11 protein-coding genes are annotated in these 22,100 nt (G+C 71.9%); 5 read left to right on the top strand and 6 right to left on the bottom strand.

The genetic code is table 11. From position 1 onward, the window contains the following. Positions 1-148: 148 nt before the first annotated feature. Genes ACWFR3_RS34655 through ACWFR3_RS34645 form a run of 3 tightly spaced genes read left to right on the top strand, consistent with a single transcriptional unit; the run spans position 149 to position 7,631 of the window. On the top strand, positions 149-3,643 hold the full coding sequence (locus ACWFR3_RS34655) for a bifunctional glycosyltransferase/CDP-glycerol:glycerophosphate glycerophosphotransferase (RefSeq protein WP_453738655.1): 3,495 nt from the start codon (positions 149-151) through the stop codon (positions 3,641-3,643). Further along, positions 3,640-6,453, top strand: coding sequence for a bifunctional glycosyltransferase/CDP-glycerol:glycerophosphate glycerophosphotransferase (locus tag ACWFR3_RS34650; protein ID WP_453738654.1), 2,814 nt, complete (start codon positions 3,640-3,642; stop codon positions 6,451-6,453). Before ACWFR3_RS34655 ends, ACWFR3_RS34650 begins: the two co-directional genes overlap by 4 nt. Next, the gene (locus ACWFR3_RS34645) at positions 6,450-7,631 is read left to right on the top strand and encodes a glycosyltransferase (protein WP_453738653.1); all 1,182 of its coding nucleotides are present in this window, start codon (positions 6,450-6,452) and stop codon (positions 7,629-7,631) included. The genes ACWFR3_RS34650 and ACWFR3_RS34645 overlap by 4 nt, the downstream gene beginning before the upstream one ends. Before the next feature lie 137 nt (positions 7,632-7,768). On the opposite strand, the gene ACWFR3_RS34640 is transcribed toward ACWFR3_RS34645, so the two are convergent. The 6 genes from ACWFR3_RS34640 to ACWFR3_RS34615 all read right to left on the bottom strand — a co-directional run bounded on the left by ACWFR3_RS34640 (position 7,769) and on the right by ACWFR3_RS34615 (position 18,327). Continuing rightward, the gene (locus ACWFR3_RS34640) at positions 7,769-8,647 is read right to left on the bottom strand and encodes a class I SAM-dependent methyltransferase (protein WP_453738652.1); all 879 of its coding nucleotides are present in this window, start codon (positions 8,645-8,647) and stop codon (positions 7,769-7,771) included. Between the two features lie 72 nt (positions 8,648-8,719). Continuing rightward, positions 8,720-10,969 carry a bifunctional glycosyltransferase/CDP-glycerol:glycerophosphate glycerophosphotransferase gene (locus tag ACWFR3_RS34635; protein ID WP_453738651.1) on the bottom strand — a complete coding sequence of 750 codons (2,250 nt, stop codon included), beginning with the start codon at positions 10,967-10,969 and terminating at the stop codon, positions 8,720-8,722. A 184-nt stretch (positions 10,970-11,153) separates the two neighbouring features. Beyond that, entirely contained in the window at positions 11,154-12,035 is an 882-nt protein-coding gene (locus tag ACWFR3_RS34630) for a carbohydrate ABC transporter permease (protein WP_453738650.1), read from the bottom strand. Next, positions 12,032-13,312 (bottom strand): carbohydrate ABC transporter permease, encoded by a 1,281-nt coding sequence (locus tag ACWFR3_RS34625; RefSeq protein WP_453738676.1) that lies wholly within the window; start codon positions 13,310-13,312, stop codon positions 12,032-12,034. The genes ACWFR3_RS34630 and ACWFR3_RS34625 overlap by 4 nt, the downstream gene beginning before the upstream one ends. Positions 13,313-13,382: 70 nt before the next feature. Further along, a complete protein-coding gene (locus ACWFR3_RS34620) occupies positions 13,383-14,777 on the bottom strand; it encodes an ABC transporter substrate-binding protein (protein ID WP_453738649.1) in 1,395 nt (464 codons plus the stop codon). 325 nt (positions 14,778-15,102) lie between these two features. Beyond that, a complete protein-coding gene (locus ACWFR3_RS34615) occupies positions 15,103-18,327 on the bottom strand; it encodes an FHA domain-containing protein (protein ID WP_453738648.1) in 3,225 nt (1,074 codons plus the stop codon). A gap of 447 nt (positions 18,328-18,774) precedes the next feature. Between ACWFR3_RS34615 and ACWFR3_RS34610 the strand changes: the two genes are divergently transcribed. Next, positions 18,775-20,427 (top strand): serine/threonine-protein kinase, encoded by a 1,653-nt coding sequence (locus tag ACWFR3_RS34610; RefSeq protein WP_453738647.1) that lies wholly within the window; start codon positions 18,775-18,777, stop codon positions 20,425-20,427. A gap of 142 nt (positions 20,428-20,569) precedes the next feature. Further along, positions 20,570-21,805, top strand: a complete 1,236-nt coding sequence (locus ACWFR3_RS34605) for a serine/threonine-protein kinase (protein ID WP_453738646.1) — start codon at positions 20,570-20,572, stop codon at positions 21,803-21,805. Positions 21,806-22,100: the final 295 nt, after the last annotated feature.

Raw genomic sequence — 22,100 nt, 5'->3', positions numbered from 1 at the left:
TGCCGCGCACAGGGCCCTCTCACGTGATCACCCGAATGGCTCTGCACGGGTGACCCACAAGGGCGGTCGTTGTTAACCGAGTGGCCCCTGGGGCCTGCAGGACGCGCAGCCGTGCCCGTCAGTACTCCGGAAGGAATGTGCGCAGCGCATGACACCCCGACTTGCCGTCGTCGTCCCCGTCTACAACGTCGAGGAGTTCCTCGGTCCCTGCCTGCGGTCACTGGCCGGGCAGAGCATGCCGGACATCGAAGTCGTCATGGTCAACGACGGGTCCACCGACGGGAGCGCGCGCATCGCCCGCGAGTTCGCCGCCGGGGACGGCAGATTCCGGCTCGTCGAGCAGGAGAACGCGGGGCTGGGGGCGGCCCGCAACGCGGGAGTGCGCGAGGCGCGGGGGACGTACCTGACGTTCGTCGACAGTGACGACGTCGTGCCGCGGGACGCGTACGAGCGGATGCTTGCGGCACTGGAGAAGTCCGGCTCCGACTTCGTCACCGGCAACGTCCACCGGCTGCGCTCCGGGGGCCGGAGCGAACAGTCGCCGATGTTCCGCAAGATGATGGAGAGCGACCGCAGCGGCACGCACGTCACCCGCGACTGGGACCTGCTCGGCGACCGCATCGCCTGCAACAAGGTGTTCCGCAGGGACTTCTGGGACCGGCACGCGCTCGCGTTCCCGGAGGGCGTCCTCTTCGAGGACACCCCCGTCACGATCCCCGCGCACTTCCTCGCCGGGTCCGTCGACGTACTGAAGGAGCCCGTCTACCTCTGGCGCGACCGCGACGGCTCCATCACCAGCGGGCGCGCCAGACCCCGCGCCGTCCGCGACCGCACGGCCGCCGTCCTCACGGCCAGCGGCTTCCTCGCCTCGAAGGCCGCGGACACGGCGGGCACGCCGCAGGGAGAGGTCTTCGCCAAGGCCAAGCGGCGCTACGACGCGACGGTCCTCGCCGGGGATCTGTGGCTGTTCATGGAGGCCCTGCCGCACGGCGACGCCACGTATCACGACGCCTTCATGGAGCAGGCCAACGCCTTCGCCGACACCGTCGACCCCGCGGTCCTCGCCGCACTGCCGCTGCCCCTGCGCGTGCGCTGGCAGCTCATCCGCGGGCGCAGGATCACCGAACTGCTCGCCTTCATGGCGTTCGAGAAGTCCCACCCCGGCGCCTTCCGGGTCCGCGGCCTGCGCCGGCGCCGGGCCGGCTTCCCCGGCGTCGGAAGCCTGCCCCGCGAGACCGTCGCCCTGAAACGTTCCGACCTGCCGCTCACCGCGCAGCTCACGCAGGCCGCCTGGGACGAGCAGGGCAGGCTGCGGCTCAAGGGCTACGCCTACATCCCCAACCTGCCCGCGGGGCGCGTCGGCGCGCGGGCCAGGGTCGCCTGGCTGCGGGCCGGGCGGCGGCGCGTGCTTGTGCTGAAGCTGCGCACGGTGCGGGCGCGCGAGGCGACCTACCGCTCCAAGCAGGGGCTGCACGACTACGACCGGTCGGGGTTCGAGACGGTCATCGACCCCCGCAGGACCGTCACCAAGCGCGGCAGCACCACCTGGAAGGTGGAGATGGGCGTGGTCAGCGGCCTCCTGCCGCGCACGGGCCCGGTACGCACGAGCGGGGCGCCGCGGCTTCCCGTGCGGTACCTGGAGGAGTTCCTGCGCGTCGCCGTCACCCTCAGCAAGGGGCGGCTGAGGCTGCGCACGGAGCGGGTGGCGGCGCGGCTCGTCGCACACGAGGGGTGCGGGGGCGTCGTCCGGCTGCACGGCAGGATCGCGCCGGGGGAGTCGCAGGCACTGGACGCCCTGCGGATCGAGAACTGGCACACCAAGGAGGCGCACTACGTCCCCGCCCTGGTGAACGGCCGCGACTTCAGCGCCGACGTGCCGCTCGCCTTCTTCCACGCCGGTGAGGACGAGAAGACAGGCCGGCCGCGCAAGGCCGATCCGTGGGGCGTCACGCTCGTCCGCGAAGGAGGCGGCCGTACACCGCTGGCCGCCTGCCCCGAGGTGGCGCCCGGGCGGTACGGCCTGCTGCCGGGACGCGAACTCCTCGTCCTCGCCAACATGTCGGGGAACCTGGAGCTGCGCGACCAGACCGTACGGCCGCTCGTCGACGCCGTGACCTGGGACGACGAACTGCTCGTCGAGGGCAGCCACCCCGACGCCGCCGCCCGCACCGCGGAACTCGTCCTCGTGCACGGCGGCCACGGCGACGAGTCGGTGGTGCCGGTACGGATCGAGGGCGGCCGGTTCACCGCGGCGCTGCGTCCCGAAGCCCTGCCGGGCCCCGCGGGCACCCTGCCGCTCGCCGAAGGCCGCTGGAACCTCTTCCTGCGCGAGCCGGGCGAGGGCGACCCCGAGCAGTACACCCCGGTGTGCGTGGCGCCCGGCGGGGATCGCGGACTCCCGCTCGTGCGCACCAGATCCGGCCGTGACATCACCCTGAAGCGCCACGCCCACGACGGCCTCCACCTGCGCTCCGGCTCCGCCCTGCCCATGGCCGACCGGGGCGGCCCGCGCCAGCGCCGCCTGCGCGAGACGTACGCGGCGCGGCGCGGCGAGCCGCTGCGGGACGCCGTCCTGTACTGCAGCTTCGACGGGCGCCAGTACTCGGACTCGCCGCGCGCCGTGCACGAGGAACTCGTGTCCAGAGGCGCTGAGTTGGAGCACCTGTGGGTGGTGCGCGACCAGCAGGTCCAGGTGCCGGGCAGCGCCACGCCCATCACCCTGTGGAGCGCCGAGTGGCACGAGGCCCTCGCCCGCTGCCGCTACATCGTCACCAACACCCAGCTGCCCGAATGGTTCGAGCGCACGGAGGGCCAGTACGTCGTGCAGACCTGGCACGGAACCCCGCTCAAGCGCATCGGCCTCGACCTCGCGGGCCGCTCCTCCGGCGACCGCGCCTACATGGCGACCCTGCCGGGCCGCGCCGCCCAGTGGAGCGTGCTCGTATCGCCGAACCGCTTCTCGACGCCCGTCCTGCGCAGCGCCTTCGGCTACACCGGCAAGGTCCTGGAGCGCGGCTACCCGCGCAACGACCTGCTGCACGCCGCCGACCGCGCGAAGGTCGCCGCCTCCGTGCGCGAGCGCCTCGGCATCCCCGAGGGCAAACGCGTCGTCCTGTACGCGCCCACCTGGCGCGAGAACCAGCCCAAGCAGAGCGGCCGTTACGCCCTCGACCTGCGGCTCGACCTCGAAGTCGCCGAACGCGCCATCGGCGACGACCACGTGCTCCTGGTCCGCAGGCACTACCTCGTCGGCGGCACCGTCCCCGGCTCGGACTTCGTGCGCGACGTCACGCGCCACCCCGACGTCAGCGAACTGCTCCTGATCAGCGACGTCCTGGTCACGGACTACTCGTCCCTGATGTTCGACTTCGCGCAGACCGGCCGCCCGATGCTCTTCCACACCTACGACCTGGACCACTACCGCGACACCCTGCGCGGCTTCTGCTTCGACTTCGAGGCGCAGGCGCCGGGACCGCTGCTCGCCACCAGCGACGAGGTGATCGCCGCACTGCGCGACCCGCGGGCGGCCACCGCCGCCCACACCGAGGCGTACGACAGATTCCGCGAGGTCTTCTGCGACCTGGACGACGGCAGCGCGGCGGCCGGTGTCGCGGACGCCATGCTCGAAGGAGGCCGCGCATGAGCACCCCGGAGCTGCACGACGTCAGCTGTGTCGTGGTCGCGGGCGCGGACGCCGACGCGCTGCGGCAGTCGGTGGACTCCGTGCTCGCCCAGACCATGGGCAACGTCGAGGCGGTACTCGTCGACCCCGGCGCGGACGGCCCCGCCCGCGCCGCCGCGCAGGCACTCGCCGCCGACCATCCGCACCGGGTGCGCCTGGTCCGCGCCGAAAGCCCGCTGTCCGTTGCCGCGTCGCGCAACCTCGGCCTCGCCGCGGCACGCGGGCGGTACGTCATCGTGCTCGGCGAGGGCGAACTCCTGGAGCGGCACGCCTGCCGCAACCTCTTCGACGCCGCGCGCACCACCGGGGCCGACCTGGTGGCCGGGCGCTGGACGCGGCTCACGGCCACCGGCAAGAAGGAGGCACACCCCGGCTGGCAGGCCCCGCTGCACGCGCGGACCAGGAGCGTCGCGCATCTCTCCGACGTCCCCGAACTCGTCACCAGGGACTCCCTGGTCGCCGGGTTCTGCGTCCGCAGGGACTTCGTCCACGGCACGCGTCTGCGGTACGCGGAAGACCTCGCCCACAGCGAGATCCTCTTCGGTGTCGAGGCGGCACTCGGTGCCCGCGGCATCACCCTCGTACCGAACCTGATCATCACCCGCCGCGCGGCACCCGACCCCGCACGCGAGACCCCCGCCGTCGCCGAGGCCAACGACCGCGTCGCGGGTCTCCTGGTGAGCCTGGGCCGCCTCGACCTGTGCGACCGGCGCGAGCGCGCCTTCCTGAGCGACCACGTGCTGCCCTGCGCCCGTACGTTCCCCCAGCTCACCGCCGACGAGCGGCGCCGGGCCACGGCCGGCATCGTCCCGCACCTCGAAGGCCGCGTGGACGCACGCGCCCTGAGCGCTCTCGCCCCCGTCGAGCGGGTGTGCGTGCGGCTGCTCGCGGAGGGCGACGCGGAAGGCGTGCTCGCCGCCGCTTACGCTCTCGGGCGGCCGGGGACCGTCGTCTCGGAGCTGACCGAGCGGGAGGGCAAGGTCTACTGGCGCGCCGACGGACTCGACGACCCCCGCGTACGGGAAGTGCTCGACGTCAGTGAACTCGGCCACCAGCACCGGCTGTTGGACGGCGTGCGGCTCCTGAACCGCCTCACCAGGTGCAGCGTCGAAGGCACCAGGGCGGTCCTCGAAGGGCAGGTCGTGCTGCCGGGCGGCCTGGTGCCCGACCGGCCGCCGCTCACCGCCCGGCTCGACGTGCGCACCCGCGGCACGGCACGGCGCGGCTTCAGCACACCCGTGCAGGAGGCGCACTACGACGGCGGCGCGGTCGTCTGGCGGGCCACGGTCGACCTCACCGCGAGGCTGCGGGACCTCGGCATCCGCGACCGCGTCTGGGAGCCGCGGCTGCGACTCGCCGCGGGCGGCCATGACATGACCACCGAACTCGTCGCCGAGCAGGAGACCGTGGGCGCCGCCCGAGGGCTCACCGTCACCGGCGCGAACAGGCTGGAGCTGCGCCTGGCACCCCGCCACCGGGCCGCCCGCATCCTGCGCGCGGCACTGCACTACGTCACGCACTTCCGCCCCGCCCGCAAGGTGCGGCTCCGGCTGCGTGCCCTGCGCAGAAGGTGCGACAGGCTTGGCGGCAAGGCGGTCAAGCTGCGCGTCTACCGGCGGATGCTGCGGCGGCTGCCCGTCAGCAAGGGCTCGGTCGTCTTCGAGAGCCACATGGGAAGGTGCTACGGCGACAGCCCGCGCGCCGTCCACCAGGAGATCCTCGACCGGGGCTTGAGGCTCCGCTGCACCTGGTCGTACGCCGATTCGACCGACGGGTTCCCCGAATCGGCCCGCCTGGTGCGCCGTTGGTCCTGGCGCTACCTGTGGGCCCTGGGCCGCGCCGAGTTCTGGATCGACAACCAGGGCTTCCCGCACGCCATGGCCAAGCCGCGCCACACCACGTATCTGCAGACCTGGCACGGTTCCGCGTACAAGCGCATGGGCTTCGACGAGGCGCGCGTCAAGACGCAGAACGCCCCGCAGCGCCAGTGGCTCAAGGAGGCCGTCGACCGCTTCGACCACTTCCTGGTGCGCTCCGAGCACGACGTGAACACCCTGGCCCGCGCCTACGGCATCGCCGACGAGCGGCTGCTGCGCTGCGGCTACCCGCGCAACGACCGCCTGGTCGCCGCGCGCGCCAGGGACGAGGCATCGGGCCGCTTCCCGCGCCCGTCCGTGGCCGCCGATCTCGGCATCCCGGACCACAAGACGGTGGTCCTGTACGCGCCGACGTTCCGCGGCGGCCCGCCCAAGAGCAACAAGCCGGTCCGGCTGCCCCTGGACGTGCGCAAGTTCGCGGACCGCTTCGGCGACACCCACGTACTCCTGGTGCGCGCCCACTACATGGAGGCGGCCGCCCTGCCGGTGTGTCCGCCGGGCACCGTCGTCGACGTCTCGGACCGTCACGACGTGAGCGAGCTGCTCTGCCTCGCCGACGTCCTGGTGACCGACTACTCGTCGATCATGTTCGACTTCGCCCTCCTGGACCGGCCGCTGGTGCACTTCGCACCCGACCTCGACGCGTACGAGACCGAGCGGGGCAGCTACTTCGCGCTGCGGGACGACGCGGGCGGGCCCGTGGTCGAGACGCAGGAGGAACTGCTGCGCGTGCTCGCCACGCTGAAGCAGACCGACGGCGCGTGGGCGGAGGAACGGCGGGCGTTCGCCCTGCGGTTCGGGGCGTACGACCAGGGGCGGGCCGCGGCCGAAGTGGTGGACACGCTCTTCGGCGAGCGGTCCCGGAACACGCAGAGGCAGGGGGACGGCGCATGACCACGACGATCGCCACCACGGGGATCGCGACCGGGACGAAGAGCCGCGACGTCTTCCTCGTCGCGAACACCGTCGACGAACTCGGCGGCGTCACCGCCTGGGCGCACCAGATGGCCCGGCTCTTCCAGGGCAACGGCCACCGGGTGCACGTCATCGGCGTCCACGAGGCCGAGCTGAAACTGGCGCTCCCCGACGATCGCGGCTATCCCGTGACCAGCCTCTACGACGAGCATCCGCAGTCCCCGCGCCCGGTACGCGGCCTCGGCCGCCTGAACGTGGTGGCATGGCGGCGCGAGTCGGCGCGGATCGCCGCCAAGCGCCGCGTCGTGGACCGGCTCTCGGAGATCTTCCGCGCCGCACGCCCCGGCGCGGTCGCCGTCGTCACGCAGGTCTGGCCGATGGAGTGGATCAGGGAGGCGGACACCGCGGGCCTGCGCATCATCGGCATGAGCCACGAGTCGTACGCCTACACCCGCGCCTGCCACCGCTACCGCGCGGTCAGGCGCAGCTACCCCGCCGTGGACCGCTGGCTCGCGCTGACCCAGGAGGATGCCGACGACTGGATCGCCGACGGCATGCACAACGTGGGCGCGATGCCCAACGCCCTCGCACACCTTCCCGCGGTGCCCTCGCGGCGCGAGGCGAACGTGGTCTGCAGCATCGGCAGGCTCGCCGACCAGAAGGGCGTCGACATGCTCGTCGACACCTGGGCGCTTGTGGCCCCGCAGCGGCCCGACTGGACGCTGCGGATCTACGGGGCGGGGGCGGACGAGGCCGAACTCAAGCGGCAGTGCACGCGGCTCGGGCTCGACGGTTCCGTGGAGTGGCGGGGGCGTACGAGTGATGTGCCGGGGGCCCTTGCCGAGAGCTCTCTCTTCGTGCAGTCCTCGCGGGGCGAGGGTTTTCCGCTGGCCCTGATGGAGGCGATGGCCAGTGCGGTGCCGTGTGCGGCGTTCGACTGCGCGCCGGGCGTCCGCGAGATCGTTCGCCATGGCGAGGACGGCCTTCTTGCCCCCGCCGGTGACGTGGGGGCTCTCGCTGACCGGCTTCTCCGGCTCACCGGCAATCCGCGGCTGCGGAACGCCATGGGGGAGCGGGCCCGGGTGAATGTGCAGAGGTTCTCCGAGGCGCGGGTGCTTGAGCGGTGGGAGGCGTTGTTCGAGCTGCTTGAGCGGTGAGGAGGGGGGCGGGGGCGCGGGGGATTTGTCTGCGGGCCCGGTGGGGGCTTGTCGCGCCCACGCGGCGGAGCCGCAAATGTCACAGCCCCGCGCCCCTTACGGGGCCCGTCTCCGGCGGGCCCCGTCGGAGATCGTGCTCAAGAACGTCCCGAGCGTGCCAGTAGTGATGACAGCAAGCCCCTTGCCCGGCTTCCCGCCCCGGCAGCGGGCCCGTCCGGGAGTTGCGGGACGGGTTCCTTCGCGTGGCGCGAGACAGGCTGCTCCGGGGACTTCGCCTTCTTGCCGCTGATGCGGATCATCGGGAAGCCCGCGACCTCCTCGGCGCCGTGCCACATGTCGTCCCGCCCCTTCAGGAACGCGGCGAGATCGGCGTGGATCGCGTCGTAGTCGCCCCACGTGCCGTAGAACTTCGTGGCCGTGATGCAGAGCGGTTTGAGCCCCGTGCTCGCCACGGCGCCCCACGTCGCCGCGGCCACCCCCGGACAGTGCTCGGCCCGGAAGTCGTCGAGCACGACGATCCCGTCAGGGCCGAGCAGCTCACGGGCGGCGGCGATGTCCGCGTGGACGTGCTCGTACAGGTGCGAGGCGTCGATGTGCACGAAGCGGCAGCTGTCCGCCACCACGTGCTTGGTGATCCCGGAGGACGGCTCCTGGACGATCTGCGGCAGTCCTTCGTGGAAGGAGCGGTAGTTGGCCTCGAAGGCGCGGCGCGTGAGCGTGGCGTACGAGCGGCCCATCTCGGCGGAGTTGGCCTCGTCGGGGGCGGGCGAGTCGAAGAGGTCGCAGACCGTGAAGGTCTCGTCCGCGCGCAGGTACGTGCCCATGAAGATGGCGCTCTTGCCCAGATACGCGCCGAGTTCGAGCAGGTCACCCCGCTGCGCGCGGTCGAGCTGCCGGGCCAGGATCCAGTCGAAGAGCACCTGGTCGACCGGATGGAACCAGCCCTTCACGTCGGAGAGTCCGCGCGGCCGCGGCAGCTGGTCGGTCGCGGACGCGGTGGCTGAGGCGTTCTGCATATCTGGTCCCGGAGATGGGGGGGAGGAGGACAGTGCGGCGGACGCGTGGGGGGCGTCGGGATCACGGTGCGGCTAGAGGCGCGGAGCGGGCCGGGAGGCATCGGCCCGCGGCAGCGGCTCGCAGGCCGCCCCCGCCGCCGGCACCGGGTGCCGGTCCGCCAGTGGCGCCACCGACGGTAGACCCCCTGGTTCGCCGAGCACCACATGCCTCACAACCCGTTCAGCGGCCCGACCGTCGTCGTACACGCAGAAGCGGTCTCGGAACGCCGCGCGCAGCTGCGCCGAGCGCGAGCCGCGCCAGTGCCCGGTGACGAAGATGTCGGTGAGTTCGTCCTGGTCGCGCGCGACCGCGCCCGGCGGGAACTCGCGCACGTCGAAATAGGTGCCGCGGGCCGCCTCGTACGCCTGCCAGTCCTCGGCGTGCAGGACGACGGGGCGGTCGAGGTTGACGTAGTCGAACATGAGCGACGAGTAGTCCGTGACCAGGGCGTCGGATGCCAGGCAGAGGGACTCGACGCTGGGGTGGTCGGAGACGTCGATCAGGCGGTCCGACGAGGGGGCCAGCGGCGCCCCGTACGAGTGATGGGCACGGGTCAGGACGACGAAGCGCGGTCCGAGGTTGTACAGCAGTCGCTCCAGGTCGAGGGAGCGCAGCTGGGTGTGGCGGTAGTCGCGGTGGGTGGGCGCGTAGAGGATGGCGGTGGTGCCGCGGGGGATGCCGATGGACTCGCGCAGGCGGGCCACGTCGGCGGTGCTGGCCCGCTGGTAGATGTCGTTGCGCGGGTAGCCGTACTCCAGGGTCGTGAAGGAGGCGGGGAAGACGCGCTCCCAGATGAGGGTGGAGTGGCGGTTGGAGGACAGGACGTAGTCCCACTTGTCGGCGTTGCGCAGGAGGGCCGCGAAGTCCATGCCGCGGGCGGCGGCCGGGCGGTCCTGGAGGTCCAGGCCCATCAGCTTCAGGGGGGTGCCGTGCTGGGTCTGGATCATGACCTGCCCGCGGCGTTTGACGAGCCTGCGGTCGAAGTTCACGTTGTTCACGAGGTACTTGGAGCGTGCGAGGGCCGTCCAGTACGCGGCTGTGCCGGGGCGGAGTCTGCGGGTTCCCGTCGGCAGGGTGTGGTGGTGGACGGGGTCGGCGATCCAGGCGGTGCGGATGTGCGGGGCGTGCTCGCGCAGGGCGGCTTCCAGGGCGCCGGGGTTGCAGCCGTAGCCGCGCCCCCAGTACGAGGAGAAGACCGCGCGGTCGGCGCGCACCGGCAGGCGCAGCTGGATGCGGTAGTGCAGCTGGAGCGCGGCGCCCTTGGTGCGGCGCCGGGCGGTGGCCGCGTACCGCTCGGCCCTGGTCCGCAGCCGCAGTGCCGTCCACAGGGTGCGGTAGGTGCGGTGCGTGCCCAGGCGCACAAGGCCGTGCCGCAGCCGGGTGCGGGGGCGCAGGCGGGCGCCGGGGGCGCGGTAGCGGCGGTAGTGGGTGCGGGCCTTGCGCAGGAACGCGGGGCGGCTGCCGCGCGGGAGGCGGTCGCGTTTGGTGAAGACGGTGGTGAGGTGGTCGACCATCCGCCGGAAGAGCAGGGCGCGCCAGGCCGCCGAGAGCTCCGGGTGCTGGTCGAGGAAGGCGAAGACCCGCTCGTACTGGTCGAAGATGTCGAAGTGCCGGCGGGTCGTGGTGCGCAGGATGCTGCCGCGGCGGCGCTGGAGGTAGTGCACGCAGACCCGGTCGAGGGTGGCGATCGTGCCCGCCTTCATCAGGACCGGGTAGGTCCAGGGGGTGTCCTCGTAGAGGCCGGGCGGGAAGGTGAAGGACTCGCGCTCGATGAAGTCGCGGCGGTAGGCCTTGTTCCAGGCGACCATCAGGAGCCTGAGCAGGCCGGGTCTCTCGCTCAGCCGGAAGGGGGTGCAGCCGTCTTCCTTCAGGAGGCCGGCGAACTGGTTGCGGACCTCTTCGCCCGACCAGAACGTGCGCGCGTAGTCGTAGATCAGGACGTCCGGCTCGTCGGTCTCCTTGATGCGGTCGGAGATCGCGTGCAGGGAGTCCGGGACGAGAGTGTCGTCGCTGTCGAGGAAGATCAGGTAGTCGCCGGTGGCGTGCTCCATGCCCGCGTTGCGTGCCCGGCCCAGGCCGACGTTCTCATCGAGGTGGACGGCCTTCACGCGGGTGTCGCGGGCCGCGCATTCGTCGATGAGGGCACCGCACGCGTCGGGCGAGCAGTCGTCGACCACGATCAGTTCGAGATCCGTGAACGACTGACGCAGGACCGATTCGAGGCATGCGTGCAGATATGCCTGCACCTTGTACACGGGCACGATGACACTGAACCGGGGCAAGGCACATCCATGGGTCGACGCGGGCATACTGCCCGAAAACGCCCCGGCGGCCGGTCGGGTTACGTCGAACGAGGCATACGGGGGACGGACGCGGGTGAGGCGGCCCCCGGTCGGAGGCCGCCTCACCCGTCGAACGCATGAGCCCGTGCGGCGGACGCCGTCGCGGGCCTGTTTCCCGGCCGCGTTACTTGACCGCGCCCGCCATCACGCCGGACACGAACTGCCGCTGGAACGCGAAGAACACGGCCAGCGGGATCACCATCGAGATGAACGCGCCGGGCGCCAGGATCTGCACGTTGTCGCCGAAGGACCGCACCTGCTGCTGGAGCGCGACCGTGATCGGCGGGCTGTCGGAGTCGGCGAAGATCAGCGCGATCAGCATGTCGTTCCAGACCCAGAGGAACTGGAAGATGCCGAGCGAGGCGATCGCGGGCGCGCCCAGCGGCATCACGACCCGGAAGAACAGCCGCAGTTCACCGGCTCCGTCCAGGCGTGCCGCCTCCAGGAGTTCGCGGGGGATCTCCGCGAAGAAGTTCCGCAGGAGGAAGATCGCGAACGGCAGGCCGAAGGCCACGTGGAAGACGACCACGCCGATCGTCGTCTCGAAGATCCCGATCGTGCCGAAGATCTTCGATACGGGGAGCAGCGCCACCTGTACGGGGACCACGAGCAGTCCGACGACACCGATGAACCACCAGTCGCGGCCCGGGAAGTCCATCCACGCGAAGGCGTATCCGGCGAGGGACCCGATGATCACGACGAGCAGCGTCGCGGGGACCGTGATCATGATGCTGGACAGGATCGAGTCGGTGATCGTCTCGTCCTTGAGGAGGTTCGAGTAGTTCTCGAACGTCATCTGGGATGGCGTGCTGAAGACCTTCCACCAGCCGCTCTCGGCCATGTCGGACGAGGTGCGCAACGAGCCCAGAAGAAGCCCGACCGTCGGCACCAGCCAGAACAGCGCGACGACGACGAGGAAGACGCGTACGGCCGTGCCGCTCAGGACGGACGCGATCCGCCCGCCGAGCGACCGCTCGGCCTTCACCGCTTCGACTTGGGTGGTCATCGCCGAGCCTCCCGCCGAAGTCGCCGGACATTAAAGAGCATCACCGGGATCACGAGGAGGAAGAGCAGCACGGCGATCGCGCTCGCCACGCCCGAATCCTTGTCGAGGAACGCGGAGTTGTAGAGCTGGAGCGCCAGGACGTTCGCGTCGTCCTTCGAGGAGTTGGGCGGGATGATGAAGATCAGGTCGAAGATCTTCAGTACGTTGATCATGAGCGTGACCGCCACCACCGCGAGCACCGGCGCCAGGATCGGCACGGTGATCCGGCGGAACACCTGCCACTCGTTGGCACCGTCCACGCGGGCCGCCTCCAGGAGTTCACGCGGCACGCTCGCGAGGCCCGCCGCGATCAGGACCATCGCGAAGCCCACCCAGATCCACAGGTACGAGCCGATGACCGCGGGCGTGATGAGCGAGGGGCCGAGCCAGTCCACTCCGTTGTACGGCTCGCGGAAGTTGGACGCGGGGAAGCGGAGCTGGGCCCCGTCCGCCTCCTTGGGGAGGGCGAAGGTGCCGTCGTCCGCCGCCTCGGCGGTGGCCACCACCTTGCCGTCCTTGACGGCCTCGACCTTGATGCCGGGATAGCCGAACTCGGCCTTGTCCGGAGCGTTGATCTCGCCCCTGCCCTTGCCGCGCGTGAAGTCCTGCCAGGCCGTCCCGGTGACCTTGTCGGGGTCCGGCTTCGCTGCCGCGGCGGACTTGGCGCTGTCCGGCATGTTGTCCGGCGCGACGCCGGTCAGCGGCAACGCCACCGGAGTGCCCGCGCTGACCGGCTTACGGGTGATGAAGGCGCCGCCGCCCGCCGGCTTCAGCGGTGACTCCGTACTGGGATGCGCCTGCGGGAAGGCGGACGACTCGGCGAACGTGTCGTGCACCCCCACCATGACGGCGTTGGCGACACCCCGGTCGGGGTCCGACTCGTACACGAGCCGGAAGATGATGCCGGCCGCGAGCATGGAGATCGCCATCGGCATGAAGATGACCAGCTTGAACGCCGTTCCCCAGCGGATCCGCTCCGTGAGCACGGCGAAGACCAGGCCGAGTCCGGTCGCCAGGGTCGGGGCGACGACGATCCAGATCGCGTTGTTCTTGACCGCGGTGAGGATGGTGTCGTCCGTGAACAGGGTCTTGTAGTTGCCGAACGCCGTGAAGTCGCCCGACTTGTCGAAGAAGCTGCGGAAGACGGAGTACCCGATGGGGTACAGGACCAGAGCGCCGAGCAGCACCAGGGCGGGCAGCAGGAAAAGCACCGCCATGCTCTTACGTGTACCTGTCACGCTCTTGCGGCGGGGGGCCGGGGGCAGCGCCGCATCGGGCGTGCCCCCGGCGTTCGCGGACGCCACCGTGTCAGTCCTTGTAGGCCGCGGCGGCCGACGTCTCCAGCGCCTTCTGCGTGCCGGCGACGTCCTTCGGGTTCGTCAGGAAGTCCTGCAGCGCCTTCCACTCACCCTTGCCGGGCGTGCCGCCGAAGGCCTGCGGGGCCTGGTCGGACATGTCGTAGCGGATGTCGTCGCCCGCCGCGATGAGCGCCTTGGCGATGTTCCGCTGCACGTCGTTCGGGTACGCCGCCAGGTCGAGGCTCTTGTTCGGCGAGACGAAACCGCCCGCCTCCGCCCAGATCTTGGCCGAGTCGGGAGAGGCCAGGAAGGTCAGAAGCGCCTGGGCGCCCTTGCTGTCCTTCAGCGCCACGGCGGCGTCACCGCCGACGACCGCGGGGGACTCGTCGCCGACCGCGGGGAACGGGAACACCTTGGCGTCCGTGCCTATCTCGGCCTTCGTCTCCGAGATCGGCAGCGAGACCATGTCGCCCTCGAAGACCATGCCCGCCTTGGGCTGGTCGCCGCCGGTGAAGGTCTGCTTGACCGAAGCGGGGAACTCGGTCTGCAACGCGCTCTTGGCGCCGCCCGCGACGAAGCCCTTCGTGCCGAAGACCTCGCCGAGCGTGGTCAGCGCCTCCTTTACGGAGGGGTCCGTCCACTTGATCTCGTGCTTGGCGAGCTGGTCGTACTTCTCCGGGCCCGCCTGCGAGAGGTAGATGTTCTCGAACCAGTCGGTGAGGGTCCAGCCGTCCGCGCCCGCGACCGAGATCGGCGGTACGCCGGAGTCGTACACGGTCTGGGCCGTCTTCACGAAGTCGTCCCAGGTCTTGGCTTCCTTGGCGCCCGCGTTCTCGAAGACCTGGGTGTTGTACCAGACCAGTGACTTGTTGGCGGCCTTGAAGTACACGCCGTACTGCTTGCCGTCGACGGCGCCGAGATCCTGCCAGCCCTTCGCGTAGTTCTTGTCGAGCTGCTTCTGCGCCTCGGGTCCGACGGGCTTGGCCCACTTGTTGGACACGGCCTGCTCGATGGCGCCGACCTGCGGAAGCATCGCGACGTCCGGCGGCGCGCCGCCCGCGACCTTCGACTCCAGGAAGCTGATGATCGGGTCCTGGGCGGGTACGAAGGTGACCTTGGCCCCGGTCCGCTTCTCGAACTCGTCGAGAACCTTGAGGAAGACCTTCCGTTCCGAGCCGCCCCATACGGCGGCGACGGACACGGTCTGCCCGTCCAGCTTGGGCAGTTCGACCGCGGCGGCGCTCTCCTTGCCGCCGCCCTTGTCCCCGCCGTCCTTGTCGTCGTCGCTGTCGCCGCCGCATGCGGTGACGGTGAGCGCGAGCGCGCCCGCGACGACGGCCGCGGCGAATTTGGCGGTGGTACGCCGGTGGTGCGGTGCCCTGCGTGTACGAAGAGTGCTGCGCATCACTGCCCCGTTCTCTTCCCTGGCGAGTCCGTGCGGCCTGTCTACGCCCGCCCGGGGAGAAGCGGCAAGAGCGCCAACCATGACAACTGGCTGATCGTGATGGCGTTGTGACGTGCCGTCATGAGCTGCGGTGTCCCAGTTATGGGTGATCGTGCAGCTGCCGTTGTGGACGGAAGGACCGCTCCTTGTTGTGGGCAGGCGTTCCGCAGGGCGATTGGGGCCTCCCCTGCTCGAGCGAAGCCGAGAGCTTGGGGAAGGGTGGGCACAACACTGCAGTGCCGGGCACTAAGTGAGAGAGGCGCCCAGTACCAACAGCAGCGCAGAGCTACAAAAGAGACGGCACCTGATCCGCGGCAACAGACCGAGCGGCCCGCTCCAACGCACTGGCAAGCAGAGCCAAGTCGGTAGGCCCATTACCGAGTTCACGGACGGGCCGCCGCGCCGGCGGATCCCCCATCCGCTCCCACTCCAACGGAACAACCGTAGGCCGCAACGTAGAAGTACGAGGAATCCGCCCAGTAACCCGCCCCGCCTGAAAGAGACTCACCCGCCCGTCAGCGGTACGAAGCTCCCCCCGCCCGGGGGCAGGCTCCTCCGGCCCGGGAGTAACGGCATCCAGGGCGATCCGCAGAGCCGCCCGCCGCCCCAACTCAGTCTCAGGAGTCCGCTCACTACGCGCGGTGGTGGCAACCAGATGCACCCCGAGCCGCTCCCCGTCCCTGGCCACAGCCTCAAGCGCCCGCACGACAGACCCCGCGGCAGGCCGCCCCGGCGACCCGAGCGCAGGCGAGAGCAGCGCGTCGAAGTCGTCGACGAGTACGACGAGCCGAGGCAGCGGAGGCCCCGGCTCGACCCCCTTGCGCGCGGCAGCGACAGGCCGCAGCCGCATGGTGGAACTCGGCGGCGCCTCAAGATCCCCCGCGCCGCTCCCCCCGCCCCCGAGAACCCCGCTCCCCCTACCGGCCTGAGGTACCTGCGTATGCCACTCCGCGAACCCGAGCCGCCCGAGAAGCTCGGCCCGCCGCTTCAGCTCGGCGGTCAGGGACTGGGCGAACTCCCGCATCCGGACGGGGTCGTTGGCAGCGAGATGCGTGGTGACATGCGGCAGGTCCATACAGACCGCGAGGCCTTCGACCAGCCGTATGTTCGCCCCGTTCGTCCCGCTGCCCCCGCTCCCCGTGCTGTCCCGCCCGTCGATCAGGACCATGCCGAGCCGGTCGGGCCGCTCCGCCGCGGCCAGCGAGGCGGCGATGGACCGCAACAGCTCCGTACGACCGCTCCCGGAAGGGCCCTCGGCCAGTACATGCGGGCCCTCGGCGGCGAGATCCATGACCACGGGCCCGCGGGGCCCTGCCCCGAGCACGGCCCAGGCCCGCCCGCCCAGCGCCTCCGCGTCATCGGCGGCAGCCGCCCACCGCGCCATCAGGGACGCGGGGGTGGCACGGGCAAGCCCCAACTCGTCGAGAAGCCGGGCCATTTGGGGCAACGGAGCGGACACGCGCGCGTGCCCGTCGCCGGGCGCCCCGTCCGTACGGAAAGGGGCGAGAGCACGGGCGAACCGCTCGGCCCAGGCCTGCGACACCGCGTCCACCGCGGCGACGGTGCCGTGCCCCGCGGGGTGCCCGTCCACGGTCCGCAGCAGCCGCAGCGCGGTGGCCACATCGCCGCTGAGCAGCGCGACGGCACCGCAGGCCCGGAAGGCCGGGGACACGGAGCAGGCGGCTTCGTACGTGGCGGAGACCGGCGACGCGGGTGACGCGGCGGGCGTCTCCGCCAGGCAGACGACATGGATACCGGCGGCGGCGCCTTCCCGCGCGAGGCGTGTCACGGAGTCCCGCAGCCCGGCGGACCCGGGATCGCCGTCCACCACGACGACAGTGCGGGGCCCGATGTCAGCGGCGTCCGGGGAGCTGTCGTAAGTGTCGGGGGAGCCGCTGTAAGTACTGTCGGTCGCCGCGGCGGACGCCTTGTCCGCCGCGTAGTCCTCCAGGCGCCGCAGCAGCTCTCCCGTACGGGCGGCGGCCTGCTCGCGGTCGTAGGCGAGGAGGAGGCGGCAGTCCTGGCCGTGCGTGGGCCGCAGATGCGGGAGCCAGCCGAGCCAGGACCACTCCGCGGTGCGTTCCTGCACCGTCCGCGCGCGGTCCGTGCTCAGCAGCACGATCTCCAGGGCGTCGGGGGAGTGCATGGCCGCGAGCTGGGCGACGACGGCACGGGCGAGCCCCGTGAGCCTCTCGCGCGGTCCCGCGAGGCCGAGCGCGCCCGCCTCGCGCAGGCTGACCGTCACGGGGACGGCGGGCAGCAGGCCCCGCTCGTCCGGGGCCGTGCGGTCGACCGTGCCGAGCCGGACGGCCAGCGCCTCGGGGTGGCCGGGCCCGCGCTCCCAGAGCCGGGGGCCGGGACCGAGCGCCGTGAGCAGCAGGGCCGCGGGGTCGGGCCAGGACTCCGGGGTTCGCGCGGCGGCGGCCACCGCGAGGTCCTCGGGAGAGGGATCCGCCGGTTCCGGGGACACGGCGTGGCTCCCCGTCCCGTACGGATCGTCTTCGTGGTCGCCCTGCCCGTACTCGTCGTCACGGGCGCCAGTGAGCCGCCGGGCCCAGGCGGAGAGGCCGCCGCGCTTGCGGAGGTTGCGGGGGACGGTCGTCCCGCGCGCGGGGGTGCCGGTGCGGGCGCTCTCGGCGTCCGGGGCGCCGCCCTGCGGGGGCACCGTCGGAGCATCGGTGAGGGAGGTCTGTCCGTACGCCCCCTGCGCCCCCTCTGTTCCGTACACCCCGCCCCGGCCGCCTTCGCCCGCGCCGGGAAACGCGGCGGAGCCGAACGCGTGATGCGTGCCGTCGGAGGGTGCGTGGCCCTCTTCGGGGGGAGTGATCCGGGGGGCGTCGCCGCTCGCGGTGACCCGCACGCGCACGTGCCCCTCGCCGTCCGGGGCCGTCGGCAGCGCGCCGCCCGTCCCGTCCCCGGTGGTGAGCCGCAGCGCGGACTCGCCGAGCCGCAGCAGGGAGCCGGGGGGCAGGCGCACCGGGCGGTCGGTGATGTCGCGGCCGTCCACCGTGGTGCCGTTCGTGGAGCCCAGGTCCGTGACGGTGACCTGGCCGTCCGGGGTGAGCGTCACCGCGCAGTGCAGCCGTGAGACGTCCGGGTCGTCCAGCGGGACGTCCGCGTCCGCCGAGCGGCCCACGCGGATCTGGCCGCCGTGCAGGAGGTGCACGCCGCCCGCGTCGGGTCCCGCGATCACGTGCAACTGGGCGGCGGCCGAGGCGAGTTCGGGGCCGGGCTCGGCGGGGGAGCCGAGCGAGAGCACCGCTCCGTCGATCAGCGGGGGCTCCCCGACGGTGCAGCGCTGGGCGTCGAGCCGCTCCGATTCCGCGTACAGGACGACGGGTCCGTCGCCGCCCGCGACGGCCGCGGCGAGGCCCGACGCGACGGTGGCGAGCGCGGTTCCGGCAGGGGCGGTGACAAGGACGTCGCAGGCGCCGCGGGGCACGGCAGGGCGGCCTTCGGACTCGGCGGTCTGGCCGCTGCGCGGCCCGAGGACGGTCAGCCGGATCTGCATCGCCGTCAGCGGTCCCTTCTGCCCTTGCCGCCGGGCGCGGGGAAGCGCGCTGTACTCGCGCTGTGATTCCCCCCACCGCACACGGCCACGTCGGCCAGTAACAAGAAGGCATCTTCGCACCTGCCACTGACAACACGCCCGGCGGCCACCATTAAGTGATCTTGATTGGTCGGCTCTGCTCGGAAAAGTGCCTGCTTGGACCGTTGCGATCGCCGGTCGGTGCATCGTGACGAAGGTCAATTCGACGCCCGTCGGCAACCAACGGCCACACTGGGGCGTCTTTCCACCGAACAGCTGTCCGGTCACCCGGCGACCGGGTCGGAATGAGATCGGAATGAGACCGGCCGGTGCCCCGTTCGGCGGCACTAGAGTGGGTCGGAACATCTTCCGGCGGGTAGCCGGGTCCGGACAGACCAGCCAGATCAGCAGATCAGCAGGGAGCATGACGTGCGGCCGGTAGGCAGCAAGTACCTGCTCGAGGAGCCGCTCGGGCGCGGCGCCACGGGCACCGTCTGGCGAGCCCGCCAGCGCGAGACCGCGGGTGCGGAGGCGGCAGTCCCCGGCCAGCCCGGTGAGACCGTCGCGATCAAGGTCCTCAAGGAGGAGCTGGCCAACGACGCGGACATCGTGATGCGCTTCCTGCGCGAGCGATCGGTCCTGCTCAGGCTCACGCACCCGAACATCGTGCGGACCCGTGACCTGGTCGTCGAGGGGGAGCTCCTCGCCCTCGTCATGGACCTGGTCGAAGGCCCCGACCTGCACCGCTACCTCCGCGACAACGGCCCGTTCACGCCGGTCGGGGCGGCTCTCATGACCGCCCAGATCGCCGACGCCCTCGCCGCGAGCCATGCGGACGGAGTCGTGCACCGCGACCTGAAGCCCGCGAACGTCCTGCTCAAGCAGGACGCCGACGGCTCGATGCACCCGATGCTCACCGACTTCGGCATCGCGCGCCTCGCCGACTCCCCGGGCCTGACCCGTACCCACGAATTCGTCGGCACCCCGGCGTACGTGGCGCCCGAGTCCGCCGAGGGCCGCCCGCAGACCAGCGCCGTCGACATCTACGGCGCGGGCATCCTCCTTTACGAGCTCGTCACCGGCAGCCCGCCCTTCGGCGGCGGCTCGGCCCTCGAAGTGCTCCACCAGCACCTGAGCGCCGAACCGCGCCGCCCCTCGACGGTCCCGGACCCGCTGTGGACGGTCATAGAACGCTGCCTCAGCAAGAACCCCGACCACCGCCCCAGCGCCGAGAACCTCGCGCGCGGCCTGCGGGCCGTCGCGGAAGGCGTGGGCGTGCACGCGTCCAGCGCGCAGATCGCCGCGGCGGAGGGCGTGGGCGCCCTCCTCATGCCCGACCCGGATCCCGCCATGGTGCCGGGATCGCCCGGCGCCGCCGACCCCACCCAGGTCCTCCCGAACAACGCGGGTTCGTACGACCCGAACGCGGCGACGAGCGTCATGCAGAACACCGGCGGCCACGGCGACGCCGACCCGACGTCGGTGCTCCCCAGCGGCGGTCGCAACGCGGACCCGACGGCCGTCATGCCGCCGGTACCGCCGAACCAGCCCGGCGGCGACCCGAACGACCCGCACCCCTGGCAGAACCAGATGCGGGCGGCCCGCGACCGCAACGAACAGACGCAGGTCCAGTCGTACGTCGACCCGAACCAGGACCCGCTGCGCCGCCGCCCCCAGCGCCAGGTGGCCCGCCCGCAGCAGCCGCAGCAGCGCCAGCAGCAGTACGCGCCGCAGCAGCAGCGTCCCTCGCAGCGCCAGCAGTACGCGCCGCAGCAGCAGCCCCAGCACCAGCCCCAGCAGTACGCCCCGCCGCAGCAGACGCCGCCCCAGCAGCCACCCGCCGGACGGCCGCCGCGCGAGCCCAGGCAGCGCTCCTCGAACCCGAACCGGATGAAGATCCCGGGTCTCGGCTGTCTCAAGGGGTGCCTCTTCACGCTGATCATCCTCTTCGTGGCGAGCTGGCTCGTCTGGGAGCTGAGCCCGCTCCAGGAGTGGATCGGCACGACGAAGGGCTACTGGGAGCAGCTGACGGACTGGTACGACACGGTCGCCGGCTGGATGGGCAAACTGAACGGCAATTAGCGGCTCTGCGGTCAGTGATGGACGAATCCCCTGCCGACTCTGGGGATTTGTCGACACCTGCAGGGTGATTTCTGCTCCTGGAGTGAAGGTTGGCGTCGAGGCCGCGTAGCTTTGTCGCCAACACGCATCCGTAGGAGCAGTCTTGGCACGCAAGATCGGCAGCCGGTACACCGCCCACCAGATCCTTGGTCGGGGCAGCGCCGGCACGGTGTGGCTCGGCGAGGGGCCTGAGGGAGCTGTTGCCATCAAGCTCCTTCGCGAGGACCTGGCGTCCGACCAGGAACTCGTCGGCCGCTTCGTCCAGGAGCGCACGGCTCTGCTCAGCCTCGACCACGCGCGCGTGGTGGGCGTCCACGACCTGGTGGTCGACGGGAACGACCTCGCCCTGGTCATGGACCTGGTCCGGGGCACGGACCTGCGTACCCGCCTGGACCGCGAGCGGCGCCTCGCCCCGGAGGCGGCGGTGGCGATCGTGGCGGACGTCGCGGACGGCCTCGCGGCGGCGCACGCGGCGGGGATCGTGCACCGTGACGTGAAGCCGGAGAACGTCCTCCTCGACATGCAGGGCCCGCTGGGCCCCGGCGGCTCGCACCCGGCGCTCCTCACGGACTTCGGCGTCGCCAAACTGATCGACTCCCCGCGCCGCACCCGCGCGACCAAGATCATCGGTACGCCGGACTACCTCGCCCCGGAGATCATCGAGGGCCTGCCGCCGCGCGCGGCCGTCGACATCTACGCCCTCGCGACCGTCCTGTACGAGCTCCTCGCGGGGTTCACGCCCTTCGGGGGCGGCCACCCCGGAGCGGTCCTGCGCCGACACGTCACGGAAACGGTTGTGCCGCTCCCCGGCATCCCGGACGAGCTCTGGCAGCTGATGGTCCAGTGCCTGGCCAAGGCCCCTGCGTCCCGGCTGCGTGCCTCGGAGCTCGCGGCGCGGCTGCGGGAGCTTCAGCCGCTGGTGGCCGGGATGCCGCCGCTCGACGTGGACGAGCCGGACGCGGAGCAGCCGGCGGAGGAGGCGGAGGAGGAGCCCGCGCCGGAGCCGACGCCGGGTGCCCCGCGCCGCGGGGCCGTCCCCCTCGTCCCCGGTTCGTCCCCCGACTCGAACCGCGACACCCACACCTCCATGCGGGTCCCCGGACCCGACGAGCTCGCCGGGGGCGCCCGTGGCACGGCCCGGGCCCCCCGCGCGTCCGGCGCCGCCCGGCCCGGCTCCGCCCGCCACCGTGCCTCGGCCCGCCGCCGCAGGATCACGCTCGGCGTGGCGGGAGCGGTCCTCGTCGCCGCGGCGGGCATCGGCACGTGGGCCGCCACAAGCGGCGACGACACAGACGCGGGCCCCCAGGACACAAACAACTCCTCCCCCTCAACGCCATAGCCTCCGGCCGCAGCGAACCCTGCCCGTACGCGCCGCCGCCCCGAGCGAACCCCCCTCGCCCCCGGCCTCCCGGCCCCGCCGGCCCGGGGCCCACACCCCTAGCCCGCGTCCTCGCCGGTCCGGGGCCCACATCCCTAGCCCGCGTCCTCGCCGGTCCGGGGTTCGCGCCCCTAACCGGCGGCCTCGGCGGTCCGGGGCTCGCGTCCCTAGCCGCGGCCCGCCTGTCCCGGCGCTTCGCGCCGGATTTTCCCCGCCCACCCACCCGATACTCCGGGTAATCGGGTGGGTGGGCGGG

It is taken from the genome of Streptomyces sp. NPDC055189, from assembly GCF_053606765.1.
Note: the sequence above shows the minus strand (reverse complement) of the source record. Positions and strands in the feature narration are given on the sequence as shown.